20 protein-coding genes, 1 other RNA gene and 1 pseudogene are annotated in these 18,747 nt (G+C 37.3%); 11 read left to right on the top strand and 11 right to left on the bottom strand.

The annotated features are described in order from the left end of the window. Nucleotides 1–150: pseudogene (locus BUA16_RS19035) on the top strand (IS481 family transposase); the annotation flags it as partial. 711 nt (nt 151–861) lie between these two features. Here the strand turns inward: BUA16_RS19035 and rny are convergent. The 4 genes from rny to BUA16_RS17175 all read right to left on the bottom strand — a co-directional run bounded on the left by rny (nt 862) and on the right by BUA16_RS17175 (nt 3,253). After that, the gene (rny, locus tag BUA16_RS17190) at nt 862–2,427 is read right to left on the bottom strand and encodes a ribonuclease Y (RefSeq protein ID WP_072765960.1); all 1,566 of its coding nucleotides are present in this window, start codon (nt 2,425–2,427) and stop codon (nt 862–864) included. A 53-nt stretch (nt 2,428–2,480) separates the two neighbouring features. Further along, a non-coding RNA gene (gene ssrS, locus BUA16_RS17185) (6S RNA) lies at nt 2,481–2,597 on the bottom strand. A gap of 54 nt (nt 2,598–2,651) precedes the next feature. Beyond that, on the bottom strand, nt 2,652–2,948 hold the full coding sequence (locus tag BUA16_RS17180) for a cell division protein ZapA (RefSeq protein ID WP_072765957.1): 297 nt from the start codon (nt 2,946–2,948) through the stop codon (nt 2,652–2,654). A gap of 14 nt (nt 2,949–2,962) precedes the next feature. Next, entirely contained in the window at nt 2,963–3,253 is a 291-nt protein-coding gene (locus BUA16_RS17175; RefSeq protein WP_072765956.1) for a hypothetical protein, read from the bottom strand. A 194-nt stretch (nt 3,254–3,447) separates the two neighbouring features. Between BUA16_RS17175 and BUA16_RS17170 the strand changes: the two genes are divergently transcribed. Both BUA16_RS17170 and BUA16_RS17165 read left to right on the top strand, forming a co-directional pair. Continuing rightward, nucleotides 3,448–5,139 carry a M23 family metallopeptidase gene (locus tag BUA16_RS17170; protein WP_072765959.1) on the top strand — a complete coding sequence of 564 codons (1,692 nt, stop codon included), beginning with the start codon at nt 3,448–3,450 and terminating at the stop codon, nt 5,137–5,139. A 322-nt stretch (nt 5,140–5,461) separates the two neighbouring features. Continuing rightward, nucleotides 5,462–6,115: a hypothetical protein gene (locus tag BUA16_RS17165; RefSeq protein WP_072765955.1), complete on the top strand. Its 654-nt coding sequence runs from the start codon at nt 5,462–5,464 to the stop codon at nt 6,113–6,115. Between the two features lie 129 nt (nt 6,116–6,244). On the opposite strand, the gene BUA16_RS17160 is transcribed toward BUA16_RS17165, so the two are convergent. Beyond that, nucleotides 6,245–7,393, bottom strand: coding sequence for a cysteine desulfurase family protein (locus BUA16_RS17160; protein WP_072765954.1), 1,149 nt, complete (start codon nt 7,391–7,393; stop codon nt 6,245–6,247). A 133-nt stretch (nt 7,394–7,526) separates the two neighbouring features. Between BUA16_RS17160 and BUA16_RS17155 the strand changes: the two genes are divergently transcribed. Further along, nucleotides 7,527–8,036 carry a hypothetical protein gene (locus tag BUA16_RS17155; RefSeq protein WP_072765953.1) on the top strand — a complete coding sequence of 170 codons (510 nt, stop codon included), beginning with the start codon at nt 7,527–7,529 and terminating at the stop codon, nt 8,034–8,036. 49 nt (nt 8,037–8,085) lie between these two features. On the opposite strand, the gene BUA16_RS17150 is transcribed toward BUA16_RS17155, so the two are convergent. Together BUA16_RS17150 and BUA16_RS17145 are read right to left on the bottom strand one after the other, a co-directional pair. Next, nucleotides 8,086–8,631: a Smr/MutS family protein gene (locus tag BUA16_RS17150; protein ID WP_072765952.1), complete on the bottom strand. Its 546-nt coding sequence runs from the start codon at nt 8,629–8,631 to the stop codon at nt 8,086–8,088. Then, the gene (locus tag BUA16_RS17145) at nt 8,628–8,828 is read right to left on the bottom strand and encodes a hypothetical protein (RefSeq protein ID WP_072765951.1); all 201 of its coding nucleotides are present in this window, start codon (nt 8,826–8,828) and stop codon (nt 8,628–8,630) included. Before BUA16_RS17145 ends, BUA16_RS17150 begins: the two co-directional genes overlap by 4 nt. Before the next feature lie 71 nt (nt 8,829–8,899). Here BUA16_RS17145 and BUA16_RS17140 point away from each other — a divergent pair, with 71 nt between their 5' ends. Together BUA16_RS17140 and BUA16_RS17135 are read left to right on the top strand one after the other, a co-directional pair. Continuing rightward, nucleotides 8,900–9,190 (top strand): DUF2752 domain-containing protein, encoded by a 291-nt coding sequence (locus tag BUA16_RS17140; protein ID WP_245795599.1) that lies wholly within the window; start codon nt 8,900–8,902, stop codon nt 9,188–9,190. A gap of 3 nt (nt 9,191–9,193) precedes the next feature. Then, nucleotides 9,194–9,556: a CCC motif membrane protein gene (locus BUA16_RS17135; RefSeq protein ID WP_245795598.1), complete on the top strand. Its 363-nt coding sequence runs from the start codon at nt 9,194–9,196 to the stop codon at nt 9,554–9,556. A gap of 420 nt (nt 9,557–9,976) precedes the next feature. Here BUA16_RS17135 and rocD read toward each other — a convergent pair whose 3' ends face one another. Continuing rightward, complete coding sequence (gene rocD / locus BUA16_RS17130; protein ID WP_072765949.1) at nt 9,977–11,260, bottom strand: ornithine--oxo-acid transaminase; 1,284 nt, start codon at nt 11,258–11,260, stop codon at nt 9,977–9,979. Nucleotides 11,261–11,639: 379 nt separating this feature from the next. Between rocD and rlmD the strand changes: the two genes are divergently transcribed. From rlmD to BUA16_RS17115, 3 genes are read left to right on the top strand one after another with little or no spacing between them, the layout of a single operon-like run. Then, on the top strand, nt 11,640–13,055 hold the full coding sequence (rlmD, locus tag BUA16_RS17125; RefSeq protein ID WP_072765948.1) for a 23S rRNA (uracil(1939)-C(5))-methyltransferase RlmD: 1,416 nt from the start codon (nt 11,640–11,642) through the stop codon (nt 13,053–13,055). A gap of 12 nt (nt 13,056–13,067) precedes the next feature. Further along, the gene (locus BUA16_RS17120) at nt 13,068–13,607 is read left to right on the top strand and encodes a DUF6452 family protein (protein WP_072765947.1); all 540 of its coding nucleotides are present in this window, start codon (nt 13,068–13,070) and stop codon (nt 13,605–13,607) included. Continuing rightward, nucleotides 13,588–14,385 carry a DUF6048 family protein gene (locus BUA16_RS17115; RefSeq protein WP_072765946.1) on the top strand — a complete coding sequence of 266 codons (798 nt, stop codon included), beginning with the start codon at nt 13,588–13,590 and terminating at the stop codon, nt 14,383–14,385. The genes BUA16_RS17120 and BUA16_RS17115 overlap by 20 nt, the downstream gene beginning before the upstream one ends. Before the next feature lies 1 nt (nt 14,386). Here BUA16_RS17115 and BUA16_RS17110 read toward each other — a convergent pair whose 3' ends face one another. After that, nucleotides 14,387–14,617, bottom strand: a complete 231-nt coding sequence (locus tag BUA16_RS17110) for a hypothetical protein (RefSeq protein WP_072765945.1) — start codon at nt 14,615–14,617, stop codon at nt 14,387–14,389. A gap of 86 nt (nt 14,618–14,703) precedes the next feature. Beyond that, complete coding sequence (locus BUA16_RS17105; RefSeq protein WP_072765944.1) at nt 14,704–15,867, bottom strand: THUMP domain-containing class I SAM-dependent RNA methyltransferase; 1,164 nt, start codon at nt 15,865–15,867, stop codon at nt 14,704–14,706. An 89-nt stretch (nt 15,868–15,956) separates the two neighbouring features. On the opposite strand from BUA16_RS17105, the gene BUA16_RS17100 reads away from it, so the two are divergent. Both BUA16_RS17100 and BUA16_RS17095 read left to right on the top strand, forming a co-directional pair. After that, a complete protein-coding gene (locus BUA16_RS17100) occupies nt 15,957–16,628 on the top strand; it encodes a ZIP family metal transporter (protein ID WP_072765943.1) in 672 nt (223 codons plus the stop codon). Beyond that, nucleotides 16,629–17,057 carry a DUF4268 domain-containing protein gene (locus tag BUA16_RS17095; RefSeq protein ID WP_072765942.1) on the top strand — a complete coding sequence of 143 codons (429 nt, stop codon included), beginning with the start codon at nt 16,629–16,631 and terminating at the stop codon, nt 17,055–17,057. On the opposite strand, the gene trhA is transcribed toward BUA16_RS17095, so the two are convergent. Next, a complete protein-coding gene (gene trhA, locus BUA16_RS17090; RefSeq protein ID WP_072765941.1) occupies nt 17,054–17,671 on the bottom strand; it encodes a PAQR family membrane homeostasis protein TrhA in 618 nt (205 codons plus the stop codon). The genes BUA16_RS17095 and trhA overlap by 4 nt on opposite strands. Between the last annotated feature and the right edge of the window lie 1,076 nt (nt 17,672–18,747).

The raw sequence follows: 18,747 nt of genomic DNA, 5'->3' as shown, positions 1-18,747 counted from the left end.
TCCATTGAAGAAATACAGGTAGATCTGGATGGCTGGTTGCAGTATTACAATAATGAAAGAACCCACACAGGAAAGCACTGTTTTGGAAAAACACCGATGCAGACCCTACTGGACAGCAAATATTTGGCTGATGAAAAAATGTTGGATTTACAATCCGATAAAATTGTACCTTTATTAGAGGCAGGTAAAGCGGAAACAGGCTCTGGTGGAGACCAACCTGTCAGGAATAACCTGTCCGACGACTGGAATGGTCAGGGGGCTCCAAACGAGCCCCTAAACCAAAATTATTCCAAGAGTCAAAATGCCTAAAAAAACTCTTAACTGTCAGACGAAATCGTAGCTATTACATTTAAAACCTATTACCAACAGCCTGTTTTTCTTAGCAGGCTGTTTTTTTTTTGATAAACGCAACTAGTTTTTCAATATACACCTCCATATCTGCGGAAAACAATTGCTGGGAACACCAACCTGCCCCCCCCCTGCCAGCAACACAGATAAGCTTAGACCACCCCTTATAGCAATTACACCGAAGTCTATTTTACCAGATCCACTCATATCATGCTAGCAATTGCTAGCAAAGATTTTGAAAAAGCACTGGAAACCAAGGACGGTTCCCAAAAACATATATCCTTATTACTAGTGTTTTCTGACAACTTTCTAAATAAGTTGAAATAAGCATGAACGAAAACTGGTAAAGATATGCCAATTACATGCTTGTACTGAGCGCAGCCGAAGTATGACCGTTAAAAAAACAAATATATCTACAAATAAAATTGCGCCAACCTATTTATACAGTAGCCCCAAATAAGCAAAGCCAGCTGAATCAGCTGGCTTTGCTCCCTTTATAGAAATATTGTTAAATTATTTAGCTACGTTTACAGCTCTAGTTTCTCTTATTACAGTAACCTTTACTTGCCCTGGATAAGTCATATCTGTCTGTATTTTCTGAGAAATTTCAAAAGATAATTCAGCAGCCTTATCATCGCTAACTTTCTCACTTTCTACTATTACTCTTAACTCTCTACCAGCTTGGATGGCATACGCCTTCTGCACTCCTCCGAAACCGAAAGCTATCTCTTCTAGATCTTTTAATCTTTGGATATACGAATCCAACACCTGTCTCCTTGCCCCAGGTCTTGCACCGCTAATAGCATCACATACTTGCACGATTGGTGCAATAAGAGTTTTCATTTCTATTTCATCATGGTGAGCTCCTATGGCATTGCATACGTCTGGTTTTTCACCGAATTTTTCAGCCCATTGCATCCCTAAGATAGCATGCGGTGTTTCTACTTCAGCCTCTGTATTTGGCACTTTACCAATATCATGTAAAAGTCCGGCACGTTTCGCCAGTTTTGCATTAACACCTAATTCGGCCGCCATAACCCCACAAAGCTTAGCTACTTCCCTAGAGTGCTGTAACAAGTTCTGTCCATAAGAAGAACGGTATTTCATTCTACCTACCGCCTTGATTAGTTCTGGATGTAAGCCATGAATACCAAGATCTATAACGGTACGTTTACCTATCTCTACGATCTCCTCCTCTATTTGTTTCTCGGTCTTTTTTACAATTTCTTCGATACGGGCAGGGTGAATTCTTCCATCAGTGACCAATTTATGCAATGACAAACGAGCAACTTCTCTTCTAACCGAATCAAAACAAGATAGAATAATAGCTTCTGGTGTATCGTCAACAATAATTTCTACTCCAGTAGCAGCTTCTAGGGCCCTAATATTTCTACCTTCCCTTCCAATAATCCTACCTTTTACATCGTCCGATTCCAGGTTAAAGACAGACACACAGTTTTCTACCGCTTCTTCGGTACCGATACGTTGTATCGTATTGATCACTATTTTTTTAGCCTCTTGCTGCGCTGTCAATTTAGCTTCCTCTATGGTCGATTGAATAAAAGCCATAGCGTCAGACTTTGCGTTATCTCTTAAAGACTCTAACAGTTGGGATTTGGCCTCATCTGCAGATAGCCCAGATATTACTTCTAATTGTTGCACTTGACTCTTGTGCAAGCGTTCTACTTCGGCTTGTTTTTTATCGAGAAGGTCACTCCTAAAATTAACATCACTCAGCTTAGCATCTAATTCCTCACTAAGTTTTCTTCCTTTTGCAAGCTCACTACTAACTTGCGATTCTTTATCTCTAGTACGTTTTTCCGCTTCTGCTATCTTCTTGTCCTTATTTACGATTACCTTTTCATGTTCGGCCTTGAGCTCTAAAAACTTTTCCTTAGCTTGAAAAATTTTATCCTTTTTGGTATTTTCTCCCTCAACGGTAGCTTCTTTAACAATAATTGCCGCTTCATTTTTAGCATTGGCGATAATTTTAGAGGCTTTGCCTTTTTCTAAAAACTTAGCAATGGCAAATCCAATTGCCAACCCAACCAAACCTATTATAATTGATGTACTCTCCATATATATATTGAAAATTATTAAAAAAAAAGCCCACATTGATGGAAGATTTGTACAAACCCCGATAAACAGGTTTAGGGCTACCAGACTGATCAAGGATCCTTAAACTAGAAACTAGCAAGGCATGCTTTTACAATCTAAACTCACCCTTTTCAAACAAATTAGTGTTGAGTTTGTCAAAAATTAATTACCAATGTGGGCAGTAACTATATTTATTTTAAAGAACGTTATTTTATCCCAAGCTTGGAACTTACCAATTCATCCAAGGTTTGTAGTCGCTCTACAGCTTCGTTAACCCCTTCATTCTGATCTATTCCTTTTTGCTCAATTTTGGAAGCAAACTGAAGTGCACACATAGCTAGTACGTCTTGTTTGTCCCTAACGGCATAATTTTGCTCAAATTTCTTTGCTAGCTGCTCTATATTCTTAGCTGCTTTGCGCAATCCTTCCTCTTGCGTAGGGTCTATTGTCAAAGGATACACCCTGTCTGCTATAGAAAGCTTAATTTTGAGCTTTTCTGCCATATAATTGTTTTACATCACTCGGATAGTTGCACTATACATTGGTCCAACTCCCGTATTAATGTGTTTATTTTAAGCTTTGCTTCAGTCTTATTCACTTCACTGCCCAACATCGTACTTGCAAATTTAAGCGAATCATATCTCTCCTGCCACTCAATCACAGTTTCCTTTGTTGCTTCGTGGTCACTCTTTACCGAAAGTAATTCTTCTTCCAATTTTAAATTCAAGTGTTGCAAAACCTCTAGTTTATGCAGCAACTTGCTAATTTTGTTTTCTAAAGAATCAACAATATCAACCAATTCACTCATCTGCAAATATCAATGCATTTTAAACAAAGTTAACATACCTTCCAATACTTAGCAATACTTTTTTCAATTATTCTTTAAGTAAAAGAGCAAACGCTATTCTTTAACTTGTTTTATTTTCTTTTAACAATTTAAGGCACAGAGTTTTTTTTCTATTAAAAGGTATTAATTACTTTCGTATGAACTTACAAAAAATTATGAAAGAAACGCTAATTATAATCCTATTTTTTTTCACGATCCCCCATAACGGTCAAGGAAGTTTGCCCGAAGACCGGTTTGGATCGCCCTTAGATATCCCTATAATTTTGGCGGGTACCTTTGGCGAATTACGTTCCAATCATTTTCATGCCGGGATTGATATAAAAACTCAACAACGGCAAGGTTTAGCAGTCTATTCAATTGCCGATGGCTCGGTGAGCAGGATAAAAATATCACCATGGGGATATGGCAAGGCCTTATACATAACCCATCCGAATGGCTACACCAGCGTTTATGCACATCTACAAAAGTTTTCTCCGGAAATCGAGGCATATATTAAGAAGATTCAATACCAAAAAAAATCTTATGAAGTAGAAGTTTTCCCAGATCCTTCCGAAATTATATTAAGAAGGGGCGAACTCATCGCTTATAGTGGAAATACCGGCGGTTCTTCCGGTCCTCATCTTCATTTCGAAATCAGGAGTACCGCTACAGAAATGCCCATTAATCCAATGCTATACGGTTTTAGCGTAGCAGACGCCAGAAACCCTACTCTATTAAAGGCATACGCATATCCCTTGTCTAAACAAGCCCGGGTAAACCAGAGCAATGAAAAGATTGCCATAAAGTTCACAAAACAACCCGACGGTTCTTTCTTAGCAGATAAACTTACTGCTTTAGGAGAAATAGGCTTTGGCGTAAACACCTATGACCGTCAGGATAAGGCCATAAACCAAAACGGGGTATATTCTGTAAAACAAATTGTGAATGGAAAATTATACACCGATTATAATTTTGAGACCTTTTCTTTTTCAGAAAGCCGCTATATCAACACTCTCATAGATTATGCTCACTTTAGCACATATAGGGAACGAATACAAAAGTGTTTTAGGGAGCCAGCAAACCAATTAAGTATTTACAAAACCCTTTATAACGATGGAAAAGTGGAAGTAAGGGACGGCCTATCTTACAATGTCGAAATTCACATTAACGATTTAGCGGGGAACCTCACAAAACTGATTATCCCCGTTGAAGGGAAAAATGAAGCCGTAGTAAACTTCAAACCACAAGACCAAACAGCAGATTATATCATTGCAAAAAAACCGAATAATTTTGATTTGGGAGGGGCAAAAGTATATTTCCCTGCCAATACTTTTTACGAGGATTTTTATATCGATTTAAAAAAGGGAAAGGATACTGTCACCATACATGACAACAAGGTTGCTGCCCACCAAAACTTTACCATTACTTTTGATGTATCCCAATACTCCCAAGAAGATAGAAAACAATTGTTCATTGGCCGATTGGACGAAAATTTCACCCCCTCTTATTCGTCCACCTACAAACGAGGCACTACATTTACGACTAGAACCAGAAACTTGGGAACCTATACTTTGGTTAAAGACAGCATAGCCCCTACTATTAGGCCTAAAAACTTTAAAAATAAACAATGGCTTTCTAATTATAATTATTTAAGCTTAACTATCGCCGACGATTTAAGCGGTATCGACAGCTATTCTGCTACCTTGAACGGGGAATGGATTTTAATGGAATACGAACCAAAAACCAATACGATCACCTACAACTTTGACGATATGATCCTAGACAAAAAAGAATGTGAATTAAACATTGAAGTAATCGATAATGTTAGAAACAAAAGCTCTTTTAACGCTACCTTTTTTAGAAAATAGCTATATACACCTTGAAAACAAAGCTCTTTTAAAAACAATATCACAGCCCTTTTTCTTTATATGGAATAAACAACTATCCAGGTTGAAGGTTTGGTTATTTCCTATATTTTTGCAGATACAAAAGAATGAATTTACAATAGTCTGAAGGTAGCCCTTTTTAGGCATATGATTTGGTTAAGAGACCCAAGTCAATATCGGCAAAACACCTCAACCATAATGAATTCGATCTTATAAAATGTACAAACAAATAACTAGGTCATCGATATTTTAAATAAGCACGGGCATACATCCTGGACGATCGACAAACACTAAAAACAAACTCTTGAAAACAACATTAACAATCTTATTAAGCTTTATCTCTCTAAGTCTTACCGCTCAAAAGAATATTTATGAGAGCGACAAATTTGACTTCCTCACCAAAGACCACAAAACTTTGGCCATTATTCCTTTTTTAACTCACTTAGACTTAAAGGAAAGTCTTTCCGATTCCGAAAAACTAGCCTTGGAAATGAAAGAAGGTTATGCGGTTCAAAATGCACTGGAAACTTATTTTTCTAGAATAAAGAAAAAAAGAAAATTTTCCGTAGAATTTCAAAATATCAAAAACACCAATGCTATTTTGGCTCAAAATAATATTTCCTATGAAAATATAGATGTATATACAGTTAAAGAACTTTCTCTTCTTTTGGGGGTAGATGGCATAATAAGTGGCTCCATGGATCTTAACATTCTTCTTTCCGATGGCGTACCTAACGATTTTAGTCTGTTAGACTACATTATTGGCGACTCCAATTACGGTAGAATAGGAATAAAGGTCAGTGATGGTAATAGCGGTAAATTACTTTGGAAATACGAAAAACAAATCAATAGAAAATCTGGAACCAACACTATAGATTTAATTGATTTAATGATGAAACAGGCCTCTAGAAAGTTTCCTTACGACAAAGAACGGCCAAGAGCTAAAAACAAGGATTAATTAACAAGTCGTTGTTTGTTATTAAACAAGGGAACCATAAACTATAGAAGTACTTCTTAATTTTATGACTCCCCAAATACCATAAAGAAAGACTTCCTTATTCCAAGGTAGTCTTTTTTTTTCTAGACATTATCCTTTGGAATATTCCCCTAGCACCCCAACTACATAATCCAACTCTTCTTTGGTGTTATATTTAGAGAAAGAGAACCTTAAGGAAGGTTGTTTCAGGGCTTCTCCGGACAGAATTTCGGAAAGCACATGAGACCCGACATCGCTCCCAGATTGGCAAGCACTACCTCTAGAACAGGCAATCCCTTTCATATCTAGGTGAAACAACAGCATCGTAGTCTTTTCCGGATCAAATGGCAAACACGCACTCACTAGTGTATAGGTACTTTTTTCAAGATCTCCCGATTGCCCATTAAATGAAATACCAGGAATGGCCGCGCTGATTTTCTCAATGAAATACCTTTTCAATTCGGTGACATAGGCCTTTTCTTCGTCTAGATTATCATAGGCCGCTTTAAAAGCTTCTTCTAACCCTACTATATTGTGTATTGGCTCAGTTCCCGCTCTAAAACCACGTTCTTGTGCCCCTCCATGAATTAATGATTTAAGCCCGATATTTCTTTTTATATAAGCGAATCCAATTCCCTTTGGGCCGTGAAACTTATGAGCTGCAGCGGTCAAAAAATCAATTGGTGTTTCTTGGACATCCCATGAAAAGTGCCCTATGGACTGTACGGTATCGGAATGAAACAAAGCCTTGTACTGCAAACATAACTTTCCAATAGCGTTCACATCTACCAAGTTTCCTATTTCATTGTTAACATGCATGAGGCTTACCAGTTTTTTTCCGGAATCTTCTTGTAACAATTCTTCCAAATGCTTAAGATCTGGAGTCCCATAAATATCAAGTTTTACAAATTGTAGTGCTATGCCATACTCCTTGGCCAATTCTTCGGCAGTATGCAATACGGCATGATGCTCTATTTTAGAAGTTATGATAGTCTTTATTCCCAAATCGCGAACAGAACACCGAAGGACCATATTATCTGCTTCCGTCCCCCCCGATGTAAATATAATCTCGGAAGGATGGGCGTTTAAATATTTAGCAATAGTTTTTCGGGCTTTTTCAATAGTAGTTTTCGCTGTTCTTCCAAAACTATGTACGGATGAAGGGTTACCGTAACAACTCCCTAAGGCTTCTTGCATTTTAACGATTACCTCTTCCCTTACTTGCGTCGTTGCCGCATTATCCAAATAAATCTTTCTCATGAAATCTTTCCTAACTATTAAATTATCGTCCCTTTAGATAAGTTGTGCAAAAATAATTTAAATAAAGTTAATTTCCCGTAAATTCAGTTTAAAGCTCTAGGATTATACCCTATATTTCATTTAAATTTGAAGCATGAAAAAAATATTAATCTTGTTTATATCGGCGATGCTCTATTCTTGTGATGATGGAGATTTACAGATTGAAACCATAAATTTTGACGACAGCAATATTCAGTTTTGCGGAAGCCAAGCTACAACGAGTACAAGCTTACTTTTTAAAATAAATGGGGAGGAAGCCTTGCTATTAACCTTAAAAGAAGGGATGTTAAAAAACGAAGCCTCTCAAGGCGAAATAGCCTATCCCATTTCCGGGGACACCAAGGTCACATATCGTATTTTTTCAGACAAGCTTACTAAAAATTACTTCTGTGATGCCATTCCTCCGATCGCACCAACTGTCGTTGAAGAAATAGTAGCGCAAAAAGGAACTGTTTATATTACCACTACTCAAAAAACGGAAGGGGAAACGACCTCTTATGAACATCTAATAAGGTTGGGCGATATTACCCTATTAAATAATTCCAATGACCAACGAATTACCGATTTAAGAATCAACAATTTCGGTACAGTAAGCACTAAGTAACAAGTTAAGAAACGACTACAAGAGGATCTGGATAAGAAAATACCAGATCCTAGACGTTTTGAAAGAAATACACCTCGGTAGCTCCCATACCATACTTTTGATAATCGGCATCGTAGTACTTTAACCCTTCGTATCGTCGAAATAAATAATAAAGTTCTTCTTTAAGGACTCCCTCACCGACGCCATGGATAAAAACTATTTTCTGTATGCGCTTGCGTAGGGCAAAATCGAGCCGGCGTTTAGCGGTATCCAACTGAAGATTTAGCATATCAAAATTACTCATCCCTTTATAAGAAGGGGTTAACTTTTGAATATGAAGATCTACCTCCATTTGAGGAGCATTCCGCTCCTTGGCTTTCACCAATTTTCTGTTCTTATTCTTTGGGATTTCTTTCGTTGCCTTTATTTGGGCTACCTCAAAATTAGAAACTTCAATTTCATCTACCTTGGCTCTTTTAAGTAGTTCCGAGGGTTTGTATTTTAACAAAAAACCTTCTGTACTCTCCACGGTGATCTCTTGATTGTTTACACCTACAACCTTCCCACAAATAACATCATCTAAAGCTTCTACGCTGTCTCCGATTTTAAAACTCATGACTCCTCCTCTTTATCTTTCTCCTCTGGCCCGTAATTTTCATTGCTCCAAACCTGTGTTGTTTTATATAACCCGAACATCATAAGAACAATACCAATAGACTGGGCATATTCGTCTTGCATAAAATTATCACCAAATCCCATTATCAAAGCTCCCAAAACAATTATCCCAAAAATTACGACTCGTTTTATTTTCATGCTTCAAAATTAATAGTAATTTTCGGTAAAGATTTATATTAGCGTCATAAATGATTAAAATTAACCTTTTCATGAACCTAGACAGCTATATGCTTCCTTGTATAAACAAGAAATATTTAGGCATAGAGTGTCCTGGCTGTGGCATACAACGCGCCGTTTCCTTGTTATTGGAAGGCGATTTCCTTGCCGCTTTCCATATGTATCCGGCAATTTACACTATTTTGATTCTCTTGGGTTTTGTCGGAATCAATTTATTTATCTCTATCAAAAACAGCCTGAAAATAAAGATTTTTCTCCTTTATCTCAATGCTGCGATTATCTTTATCAGCTATATCATAAAAATGACTCACATTATACATTAACCTATGGAAAATTTATACAATAAAAGTATGGAACAACAAAAACTACCCAATGCAACGCTTATTTTAGTCTTCGGAATTCTTTCAATTGTAAGCTGTTGCTGCTACGGTATTATAGGCCTTGTCTTTGGTGTCATAGGCCTAATTTTAGCCAATAAGGCCACTAAAATTTATGCCCAGGATCCAGACCTATTTACCGGAATAAACAACATAAAACTAGGTAAAACTTTATCCATAATTGGTATTGTTTTAAATGTTTTGGTCGCTATCTTTTTCATTTGGATTATTTCAATCATTGGTTGGGACGCCTTACAAAATGAAGAATTAATGAGAGAGCGTATGGAAGAATACTTTCAAAACATGCAATAAAGAAAAGACTGTCTTTTCCCAGTTAAACACCTCCAATATCACTACATGCAGGAGCACTCATTTTTGGTGCTCCTTTATTTTTTTTCTACCTAAGGAATACATCCCGATTTTAAAAATACCACCGTCCTAAGCTTGCCTGTTATTGTATTAGCAGTTTTAGCAGCCTGTGTGCCGTTTATCTCCTATTACTTTTAACTATGCTTGGAACTAATAGCCGCAACCTGCTTTTTACCTCAATGAAGCACAATTATTTCATTACCATATAGATTACACCCCAGGAATCAGCCCTCTTCATTTTTTTATTATAAGTCTTTTCACAATTCCTAAAATCACAATTGTTTATCCAATTTACCATTGCCCCTAGAGAATAAAAAAAGCCCACTAATTACATAGTGGGCCTAAAACAACTATTAAATAATTTTATTTTTCGAATTTCTGTAAGGTCTTAATAATTATAGCCACACAATCTAGCAATTGTTCCTTGGTCATAACCAATGGCGGGGCAAATCTAATAATATTCCCATGGGTAGGTTTGGCCAACAACCCGTTATCCCTTAATGCAAGGCAAATATCCCATGCGGTAGAACTTTCCTCGGTATCATTAATTAGAATGGCATTTAACAAGCCCTTTCCTCTTACGCTGTTCACTACGGAACAATTAGGAATAAATTTATTGAGTTCAGCTCTAAAAAGCTCTCCTAGCTGATAGGCGTTTTCTGCCAAGCCTTCTTCCTTTACAACCTCTAGAGCAGCGATCCCAACGGCAGCAGCGATAGGATTACCGCCAAAAGTACTTCCATGGTTCCCCGGACCTATAACATCCATGACGTCATCATTGGCCAATACCCCTGAAATGGGGTAAGCACCACCCGAAAGGGCCTTCCCTAAAATTAAAATATCGGGCTTAATTTCTGGAGTTTCGCTACAATGCCTGTCTACACAACTACAATTACCGCAAGTTGCCAATAATTTTCCTGTACGGGCAATACCAGTCTGTACCTCATCGGCCATAAAAAGTACATTGTGTTTTTCACAAAGCGCTTTCGCTTTTGCCAAATACCCCTCAGAAGGAACATACACTCCGGCTTCCCCCTGTATGGGTTCTACCAGAAATCCGGCAATATTCTTCGAATTGTTTTCCAAGGTTTCCTCTAGTGCCTTTAGGTTATCATATTCTATTTTTATAAACCCCTGGGTATAGGGACCAAAATTCTTACGGGCTACCTCATCATTGGAAAAAGAAATAATAGTGGTGGTACGTCCATGAAAATTATTTTCACAAACTATAATTTGCGCTTCATTTTCTGGCACTCCTTTTTTCTCATAGGCCCATTTTCTACATATCTTCAAAGCTGTCTCAACGGCTTCTGCCCCTGTATTCATAGGCAATAGCTTATCATATCCGAAGGTTTCGGAGGCATACTTTTCAAACTTCCCTAACATATCGTTATGAAATGCCCTTGAGGTCAAGGTTAATGTTTGTGCCTGTTTCATCATGGCTCCTACAATTTTAGGATGACAATGACCTTGGTTTACGGCTGAATAAGCCGATAGAAAATCGTAGTATTGTTTTCCTTCTACATCCCAAACATACACCCCTTCTCCTTTACTTAAAACCACAGGTAACGGATGATAATTATGAGCTCCGTATTTTTCCTCCAAGGCAATGGCTTCCTTAGAACTTAATTTTTCTAAAATTGACATGTTTTTTTAATCTTTAAATAAAACTTTAGCAATTCCTTCTTTGGGAGAGAAATCATCCTTCGTAGTGGCGCTAAATTACTAAAAATTAAATTTTCATAATACGGTTTTAATATTAATAATTAAATTTAACCTAGTTATTTTTAACAAATCAGCATTTATATATAAGCACATCCATATTTTAAAGGCAATTCAACAAATTTCAATACATCAATACAAATTATTTCCCCTTCATTATGAGCTGCTTTTTTACATTTAAACAACCCTAACAGCCCTATAACTTCGGCTTTATCATGGCCTTGATAATACTATTCTATCAAATACGCCTAAGACTCTTTTAAAAAGCTTTATAAATCCTAAAAAATTCGCCTATTTTTGCCCCATGGCAAGAAAGAATAAAAGAGAGATTTTCGAAAACGTCGAAGTCGTAGATGCTGGGGCCAAAGGTAAAACCATTGGCAAAGCCCCGGATGGAAGGGTTATTTTTTTAACAAACACCGTCCCTGGCGATGTTGTTGATGTACAAACCACAAAAAAGAGAAAAGCTTATTTTGAAGGTGAAGCAATTCATTTTCATACCCTATCAGATAAAAGAACCACCCCGGTATGTGATCATTTTGGGGTCTGCGGTGGTTGTAAATGGCAAGATATGGGCTATGAGCACCAACTTTTTTACAAACAAAAAGAAGTAGAAAACAACCTACGTAGGATCGGGCACTTAGAACTACCCGAAACCACTCCTATTTTAGGTTCTGAAAAACAATACTTTTACAGAAATAAAATGGAATTTTCTTTCTCGGATAGCCGTTGGCTAACCATGGAAGAAATCAATTCTAAAAAAGACATAACCGATAAAAATGCCTTAGGTTTTCATATTCCCGGAATGTGGGATAAAATCCTTGACATTAAAAAATGTCATTTGCAAGAAGACCCCTCCAATGCAATACGTTTGGAGATAAAAGAGTTCGCTCTTTCGAACGGACTGACCTTCTTTAACCCAAGAAATCAATGGGGTATGTTACGAACCGTTATGATTCGTACCTCCTCTACAGGAGAAATCATGGTGATGGTTCAATTCTTTGAAGACGATCTTGAAAAACGCAATTTGTTGATGAACCATTTGGCGACAAGTTTCCCAGAGATTACTGCGCTTCTATATGTTATCAACCAGAAACAAAACGATACTATTTACGACCAGGAGATTGTATGTTTTGCTGGAAGAGATCATATTTTTGAGGAGATGGAGGGGCTACAGTTTAAAATCACTGCTAAATCTTTCTACCAAACCAATTCTGATCAAGCATATGAATTGTATAAAATAACCAGAGATTTTGCCGGACTTACCGGAGAGGAGCTGGTATACGACTTGTACACCGGTACAGGTACCATTGCCCAGTTCGTTGCTAAAAAGGCAAAAAAAGTAGTAGGTATAGAGACCGTTCCAGAAGCCATTGCCGATGCGAAGGCAAATGCAGAAAGGAACAATATTTCCAATGTAGATTTTTATGTTGGCGATATGAAAAATGTATTCAACGCCGATTTTATTAAAACCCATGGCACACCAGACCTTATTATTACCGATCCACCAAGAGACGGTATGCACAAGGAGGTAGTACAGCAAATATTAAACATTTCCCCAGAAAAGGTTGTTTATGTTAGCTGTAATAGTGCTACCCAGGCCAGAGACTTAGAACTGATGAAGGACGATTATGAGATCGCTAAGGTACAGCCGGTAGATATGTTCCCTCAAACCCATCATGTAGAAAATGTTGTACTTTTGAGAAAACGCTCTAAATAGGCCAAAGGGAAAATGAATAAAACAAAAATCTCAATCTTACTACTCACAGCCTTAATCACCGTATTCGGTTTTATGGCTTGCGAAAAGGACGACATCTGTATAGAAGGGAATACGCCTTTGGTTGTAGTAAGGTTTTATGATGTGGACAACCCCACAGAATTAAAGAAGGTATCCAAATTTAGAATTGTGGGCGTTGGCCAAAACACTACGGTGCCAGGGGTTTCCGACAGAAGCGATATAGATTCTATCGCCATACCCTTCAAAGTAACCGAAAATTCAACGGGCTTTTATTTTATTAAAAACTCTGTGACCGTAGATGCCGAGGATGCCAATGGTAATACCATCCAAGTAGAAGGCGGCGATTTGGATACCCTTTATTTTAATTACGACAGAAATGATAAATTTATTTCTAGGGCATGTGGATTTATCACCAATTACGATAATCTTAGCCAAGAATTAAAGCCAGAAAGCGACAATTGGATCAAGAATGTAGAAATAGTAACACCGTTGGTAGAAAACTCAATCTCGGCTCATGTTAAAATATACCATTAGTACACTTTTTAGTTTTTGCTTCTTATTTGCCTTTTCCCAAGGCAAGTCGATTGATTTAAATCCTAAAGACACCATTGCCCGTACAGATCCCTATGGAATTAGGGTAGGAATAGATTTAAGCAGACCTTTACAATCTTTTTTAAATGACGACTATCAGGGATTCGAAATTGTCGGCGATTACAGGATCAGCTCAAAGCTGTTCCTTGCGACAGAATTGGGAAATGAAGACAATACGAAGCAAGAAGATTTATACAATTTTACCACCTCCGGGTCCTATATTAAACTAGGGGTAGATTACAATACCTATGATAATTGGTACGGCATGCACAACGCTATTTATGTTGGTGGACGTTATGCCTTCAGCAGTTTTAGCCAGACCTTAAACAATTATCAGATTTTTGATACCGACCGTTATTGGACTACCCCCGAATATCAAAACAATCCGACTGAAATACCAGCCAATGGTTTTGCTCCTGGAAGCACTACTCCGCAAAAATTCAGCAATTTAAATGCTAGTTGGCTGGAAGCAGTCGTTGGTATAAAGGCAGAACTTTTTGCCAATATCTATTTAGGAGCTAGCGTTAGAATTGGATTTTTAGTCAGTAACAAAGAAGCTGATAATTTTTCCAATTTATGGATACCTGGTTTTAACAAGGTCACCGATGGCAGTAATTTTGGGGTTGGCTTTAATTATTCTATATCCTATTTTTTACCCCTTTATAAAAAGGCTAAAAAAATTAAAGTGACAGAGAAAGAAAAAGAAGTTCCGGAGAATTAAACTATAGCTCACGGACGCCCTTCATGAAAATCGATTTCATCATTAGCTTTTCAACGCGGTCTATTTTCACCACAGCAAATTTAGGCGCTAAAATATTGGCGATAACAGCGGCAATGACAGCCAAGAAAACACGATGAAGCGGAAAAAAATATCCTAACAGCAATCGGGCTGTTACAAACAATATGGCGAAGCCTAAAAAATTAAATACTAATGCTTTGTGTTTTATTTTCACAAGTAATTTTGAATTGATTCTATAAAACTAAAAAACCCAATAGGTATGTCATAAACATAAATTCCTATTGGGTTTTAATTTTTTAATTATTCTGCTTTATTAAATTTTGCCTTTTTACTGCCCTCGTACATCACGTACTTGACCAAACGAGATTCAAGGTGACTATTGAAAACTTTTATTTTTCTAGAAGGGCGTAACCCTACAAATTTCAAGGCATCTAAATTGGAAGTGATAAACCATGCATCCGTACCTGGATAATTTCTTTTTAGGGTATCTCCTATTTCAGAATAAAAATCTTCCATTTCTATATTCAACCGTTCCCCATAAGGCGGATTAAAAACCATATGCAAATGACCTTCGGACATCTTTTCCGTATCGAAGAAGTTTTTTCTTTCTACGGTGATATATTCCGATAAATTGGCATTTTCGATATTGTCTTGAGCCTTTCTTACTGCAGATGGGGCTTTATCGTACCCGATAATCTTATGATGAAACTCTCTTGTTTTATTTAAACAGCTCTCTACTATTTTATTAAAAAGATCTGCATCAAAATCGTGCCATTTTTCAAAAGCAAATTCCTTTCTATTGATATTGGCAGGAATATTACATGCAATCATGGCCGCTTCGGTTAAAAAGGTACCACTACCGCACATAGGATCTAAAAAGTCCGATTGACCATCCCACCCACTTAAAAGCAATAATCCCGAAGCCAACACCTCATTTATGGGCGCTATATTCGTGGCTGTCCTATACCCCCTTTGGTGCAAAGAGCGCCCAGAAGAGTCCAAAGCAATATTACATTGATCGTTTTGAATATGGATATTGATACGTACATCGGGGAACTTTATATCAACATCGGGCCTAGTTCCGTCAACATCCCTAAATTTATCTACGATGGCATCTTTCACCTTTTGGGATACATAAAGTGAATGCGTGAAGTTCTCGGAATTCACTGTTGCATCTATAGCAAAAGTCGTTGATGTAGAAAGAAAATCGAACCAATCCATGGCATAGATCTTCTTATACAAATCATTTTCGTTCCTTACTTGGAAAGAGTGAATGGGTTTTACTATTTTTATGGCAGTTCGCAAACATAGGTTGGCCTTATACATAAAACCGGTATCTCCTTCAAAGAAAACACTCCTAACCCCCTCAGTTACATTGGATGCCCCAAGATTACGCAACTCCTTTGCCAAAATTTCTTCAAAACCAAACATGGTCTTGGCTACCATTTTAAAATTATTGTTCATATCTACCTTTAAGATTACCGCAAAAATACATTAATTTTAGCCCCCATTAGGCAATTTGCCAAATTTGTACATAACGTAATTAATCTTACATGGTCTATTTATTACCCATCCTTGGGGTATTGTTAAGCTTTATATTTGTTTATTTTACCAAACCGCAGAACAAAGAAGTATTTAAATTGCTTCTTGCTTTTAGTGGTGCTTTTTTATTAGCCTTGACGGTTTTTGAACTTTTTCCGGAAGTATATACCCATGAAAACCCTAAAATTGTGGGTGTTTTTATTATGTTGGGGATTTTGCTTCAAATATTCTTAGAGTTTTTCTCAAAAGGTGCCGAACATGGGCATGTCCATTTAGATCCAGAAAACGCTGCCTTCCCTTGGACGCTCTTTGCCAGCCTTTGCATCCATTCATTATTAGAAGGCTTGCCGATAGAACACCACCATACCATGCTATATGGGATTCTTGTCCATAAAATTCCCATTGCCATAATCCTGAGTATATTTCTTTTAGGATCTAAAATAAAACTGACATCGGCCATTCTATTTATTAGCCTCTTTGCCCTAATGACGCCTATAGGTACCTACATTGCAAGCACTTTTAAGGTTATAGAAACCTATGCCGTTTATTTAAACGCATTGGTTATTGGGGTGTTTTTACATATTTCCACCGTTATCCTTTTCGAAAGCTCAGAAGCGCACAAGTTTAACCTTCGTAAGCTATTAGTTATTATTATAGGAATTATCATCGCATACGCTTTATAAATGTTTAGCAAAGAAGAATCAAAGAGATTAAGACAGGAATTTTGGATTTCGTTTGGAAAATCTTTCCCTAGAAAATGGATCCTATACCACACAAAAATTAAGGATTGTTCATTTAAGTTTCATTTTGATGTCCATACCGCCATGGTATCGATCGATATTGAAACTCAAGATCTAGAAAAAAGAATAACCTTATGGGAAAAGTTTAGTGCCCTTCAAAATATCTTAAGAACAGAATACCTTCCAGAGGTTATTTTCGAAGAAATTCTTGTGTTGAAAAACGGAAAGGAAATTTCTAGGATCTTTGTTCGTAAAGAAAATGTATCTATTCACAATAAGAAAACCTGGCAAGAAACCATGGTATTTCTTAAAGACAACATGTCCCTTTTAGAAGCCTTTTTTGAAGAATACAAGGATATGCTTCAAGATTAAACAACTTCGAAGAAAATGAACAACCAATGGCTAATGGCACCTGCTAAGACAAATAGATGCCAAATAAAATGGTTATAAGGGATTTTTTTTATGGCATAGAACAAAATGCCCACAGTATATAACCCCCCGCCTAAGAACATCGTACTTATTCCTAAAGTTGACGTTTGAGCCATTAGACCATCAAGGTCCAAAACAATCAGCCATCCCATCACCAGATAAAGCAAGGTAGAAATAAATTCATACTTCCCAGTATAAAATAATTTCATCACCGTCCCTAAGGCAGCAAGACCCCATACGGCATAAAACATAGGCCATCCATTGCCCTTTTCGAGCATCATTAAAGTTACTGGAGTATAGGTTCCCGCAATTAAATAATAAATGCAAATATGGTCTAGAATTCTTAATTTATTTTTCAAACCTCCTTCCTTAACGCCATGATAAACCGTTGAAGCCGTAAATAGCAACAAAATGGATATACTGTAAACCACCACAGAGAAAGTTGCGTAGGAAGAATGCTGTCCCCTATTTAGAAACAACACCACAAAACCAATGAGCCCTAGTAATATACCAAGGCCATGCGATAGTGTATTTAATTTTTCTTCTTTGGCTAACATACCTTAAAATTAATTAAATATTTTAGAAGTAACAGCCATTTTATAAAAGCAGTTAGCTTATTCTGCGAAGTTTGGAGATAGCCCAAGAAAACTTTGACCTATGCTATCAATAAGCAGAAAAAACGTGATTTAAATGTTAAGCTTTTAAGATTCTCAGTCGCAAACTAGCCAACAAAGACATCCATCCCCAGCATAGTATTTTGGGCGTTCCCTCCTTCGTCGGTCGGGCTCTTCGCTGTATCCCTTGCCCTGCTGCGGGGATGCCGCTGCGATCCCTAACGCGGCATTCAATTAATTAATAGAACAATGAGTTAGCAATTGTTTAATACAATAATGAATCAATTTGGAAATGTAACAATTTGTTGAATTACAAAGAATTTGACCGCTAGTGCGAGCGTCACGCTTGTACCGGCATGAGTAAGAAGGAAATGATGTAATAATGTAGCAATTGTTAAATGTAACAATGAATCAATGTGGAAATGTAACAATTAGTTAAAATAACAATAAGTCAATTAAAAATTTGAGAATGAGGGAATTTGAAAATACAACAGTGGGTCTATGAAAAAATTGATCTAGAACCAGTCATTGGGAGGGCGTAGGACGAGGCAAGCTGTTGCTGTTGCGAGAACCTTCATGAGATTGCTGCGCTGCGCTGGCAATGAGCGTACAAAGAAGGTGTATTTGATGAAAGGGAACTAACCTTATGTATAGGCACGTAAAAAGAAATGTCTTAGAAGCAGGATTTGGCGGTATGGTGGTTTTATTACTATGGAAACATTGAGGTATGATGCCCCTCAAAGTCGGGAGACTTCAAACAATTATCAATAAACAATTCGCAATAATCAATGTAAAAAAGGTTGCCATAAATCAATGTGGAAATGTAATAATTAATTTGATTCATTATATCACGAGTATACTCAAAAGTAAGCCAGCGCAGCTAAAAACCCTGATTCGCAGAGGACCGAGAAGGAAATGCAACGATTTGCATTTACAGCGAGGGGCCAGCTGGCGCGGTGGAGAGGAACGAGGCGACGCGGAGTTTTGAAACCGGTTTTTCGACCTCGGTGTCGAAAAAA

This window comes from Arenibacter nanhaiticus (genome assembly GCF_900141935.1).
Classification (GTDB): domain Bacteria; phylum Bacteroidota; class Bacteroidia; order Flavobacteriales; family Flavobacteriaceae; genus Arenibacter; species Arenibacter nanhaiticus.
Note: the sequence above shows the minus strand (reverse complement) of the source record. Positions and strands in the feature narration are given on the sequence as shown.

What these genes read in the sequence shown, in the direction of transcription:
- BUA16_RS17170 (WP_072765959.1), top strand. Translation starts at nt 3,448, where the DNA reads ATGAAAGAAACGCTAATTATAATCCTATTTTTTTTCACGATCCCCCAT.
- BUA16_RS17120 (WP_072765947.1), top strand. Translation starts at nt 13,068, where the DNA reads ATGAATAAAACAAAAATCTCAATCTTACTACTCACAGCCTTAATCACC.
- BUA16_RS17155 (WP_072765953.1), top strand. Translation starts at nt 7,527, where the DNA reads ATGAAAAAAATATTAATCTTGTTTATATCGGCGATGCTCTATTCTTGT.
- BUA16_RS17095 (WP_072765942.1), top strand. Translation starts at nt 16,629, where the DNA reads ATGTTTAGCAAAGAAGAATCAAAGAGATTAAGACAGGAATTTTGGATT.
- BUA16_RS17160 (WP_072765954.1), bottom strand. Translation starts at nt 7,393, where the DNA reads ATGAGAAAGATTTATTTGGATAATGCGGCAACGACGCAAGTAAGGGAA.
- trhA (WP_072765941.1), bottom strand. Translation starts at nt 17,671, where the DNA reads ATGTTAGCCAAAGAAGAAAAATTAAATACACTATCGCATGGCCTTGGT.
- BUA16_RS17145 (WP_072765951.1), bottom strand. Translation starts at nt 8,828, where the DNA reads ATGAAAATAAAACGAGTCGTAATTTTTGGGATAATTGTTTTGGGAGCT.
- rlmD (WP_072765948.1), top strand. Translation starts at nt 11,640, where the DNA reads ATGGCAAGAAAGAATAAAAGAGAGATTTTCGAAAACGTCGAAGTCGTA.
- BUA16_RS17100 (WP_072765943.1), top strand. Translation starts at nt 15,957, where the DNA reads ATGGTCTATTTATTACCCATCCTTGGGGTATTGTTAAGCTTTATATTT.
- BUA16_RS17105 (WP_072765944.1), bottom strand. Translation starts at nt 15,867, where the DNA reads ATGAACAATAATTTTAAAATGGTAGCCAAGACCATGTTTGGTTTTGAA.
- BUA16_RS17150 (WP_072765952.1), bottom strand. Translation starts at nt 8,631, where the DNA reads ATGAGTTTTAAAATCGGAGACAGCGTAGAAGCTTTAGATGATGTTATT.
- BUA16_RS17135 (WP_245795598.1), top strand. Translation starts at nt 9,194, where the DNA reads ATGGAAAATTTATACAATAAAAGTATGGAACAACAAAAACTACCCAAT.
- BUA16_RS17180 (WP_072765957.1), bottom strand. Translation starts at nt 2,948, where the DNA reads ATGGCAGAAAAGCTCAAAATTAAGCTTTCTATAGCAGACAGGGTGTAT.
- BUA16_RS17175 (WP_072765956.1), bottom strand. Translation starts at nt 3,253, where the DNA reads ATGAGTGAATTGGTTGATATTGTTGATTCTTTAGAAAACAAAATTAGC.
- BUA16_RS17140 (WP_245795599.1), top strand. Translation starts at nt 8,900, where the DNA reads ATGAACCTAGACAGCTATATGCTTCCTTGTATAAACAAGAAATATTTA.
- rocD (WP_072765949.1), bottom strand. Translation starts at nt 11,260, where the DNA reads ATGTCAATTTTAGAAAAATTAAGTTCTAAGGAAGCCATTGCCTTGGAG.
- BUA16_RS17115 (WP_072765946.1), top strand. Translation starts at nt 13,588, where the DNA reads ATGTTAAAATATACCATTAGTACACTTTTTAGTTTTTGCTTCTTATTT.
- rny (WP_072765960.1), bottom strand. Translation starts at nt 2,427, where the DNA reads ATGGAGAGTACATCAATTATAATAGGTTTGGTTGGGTTGGCAATTGGA.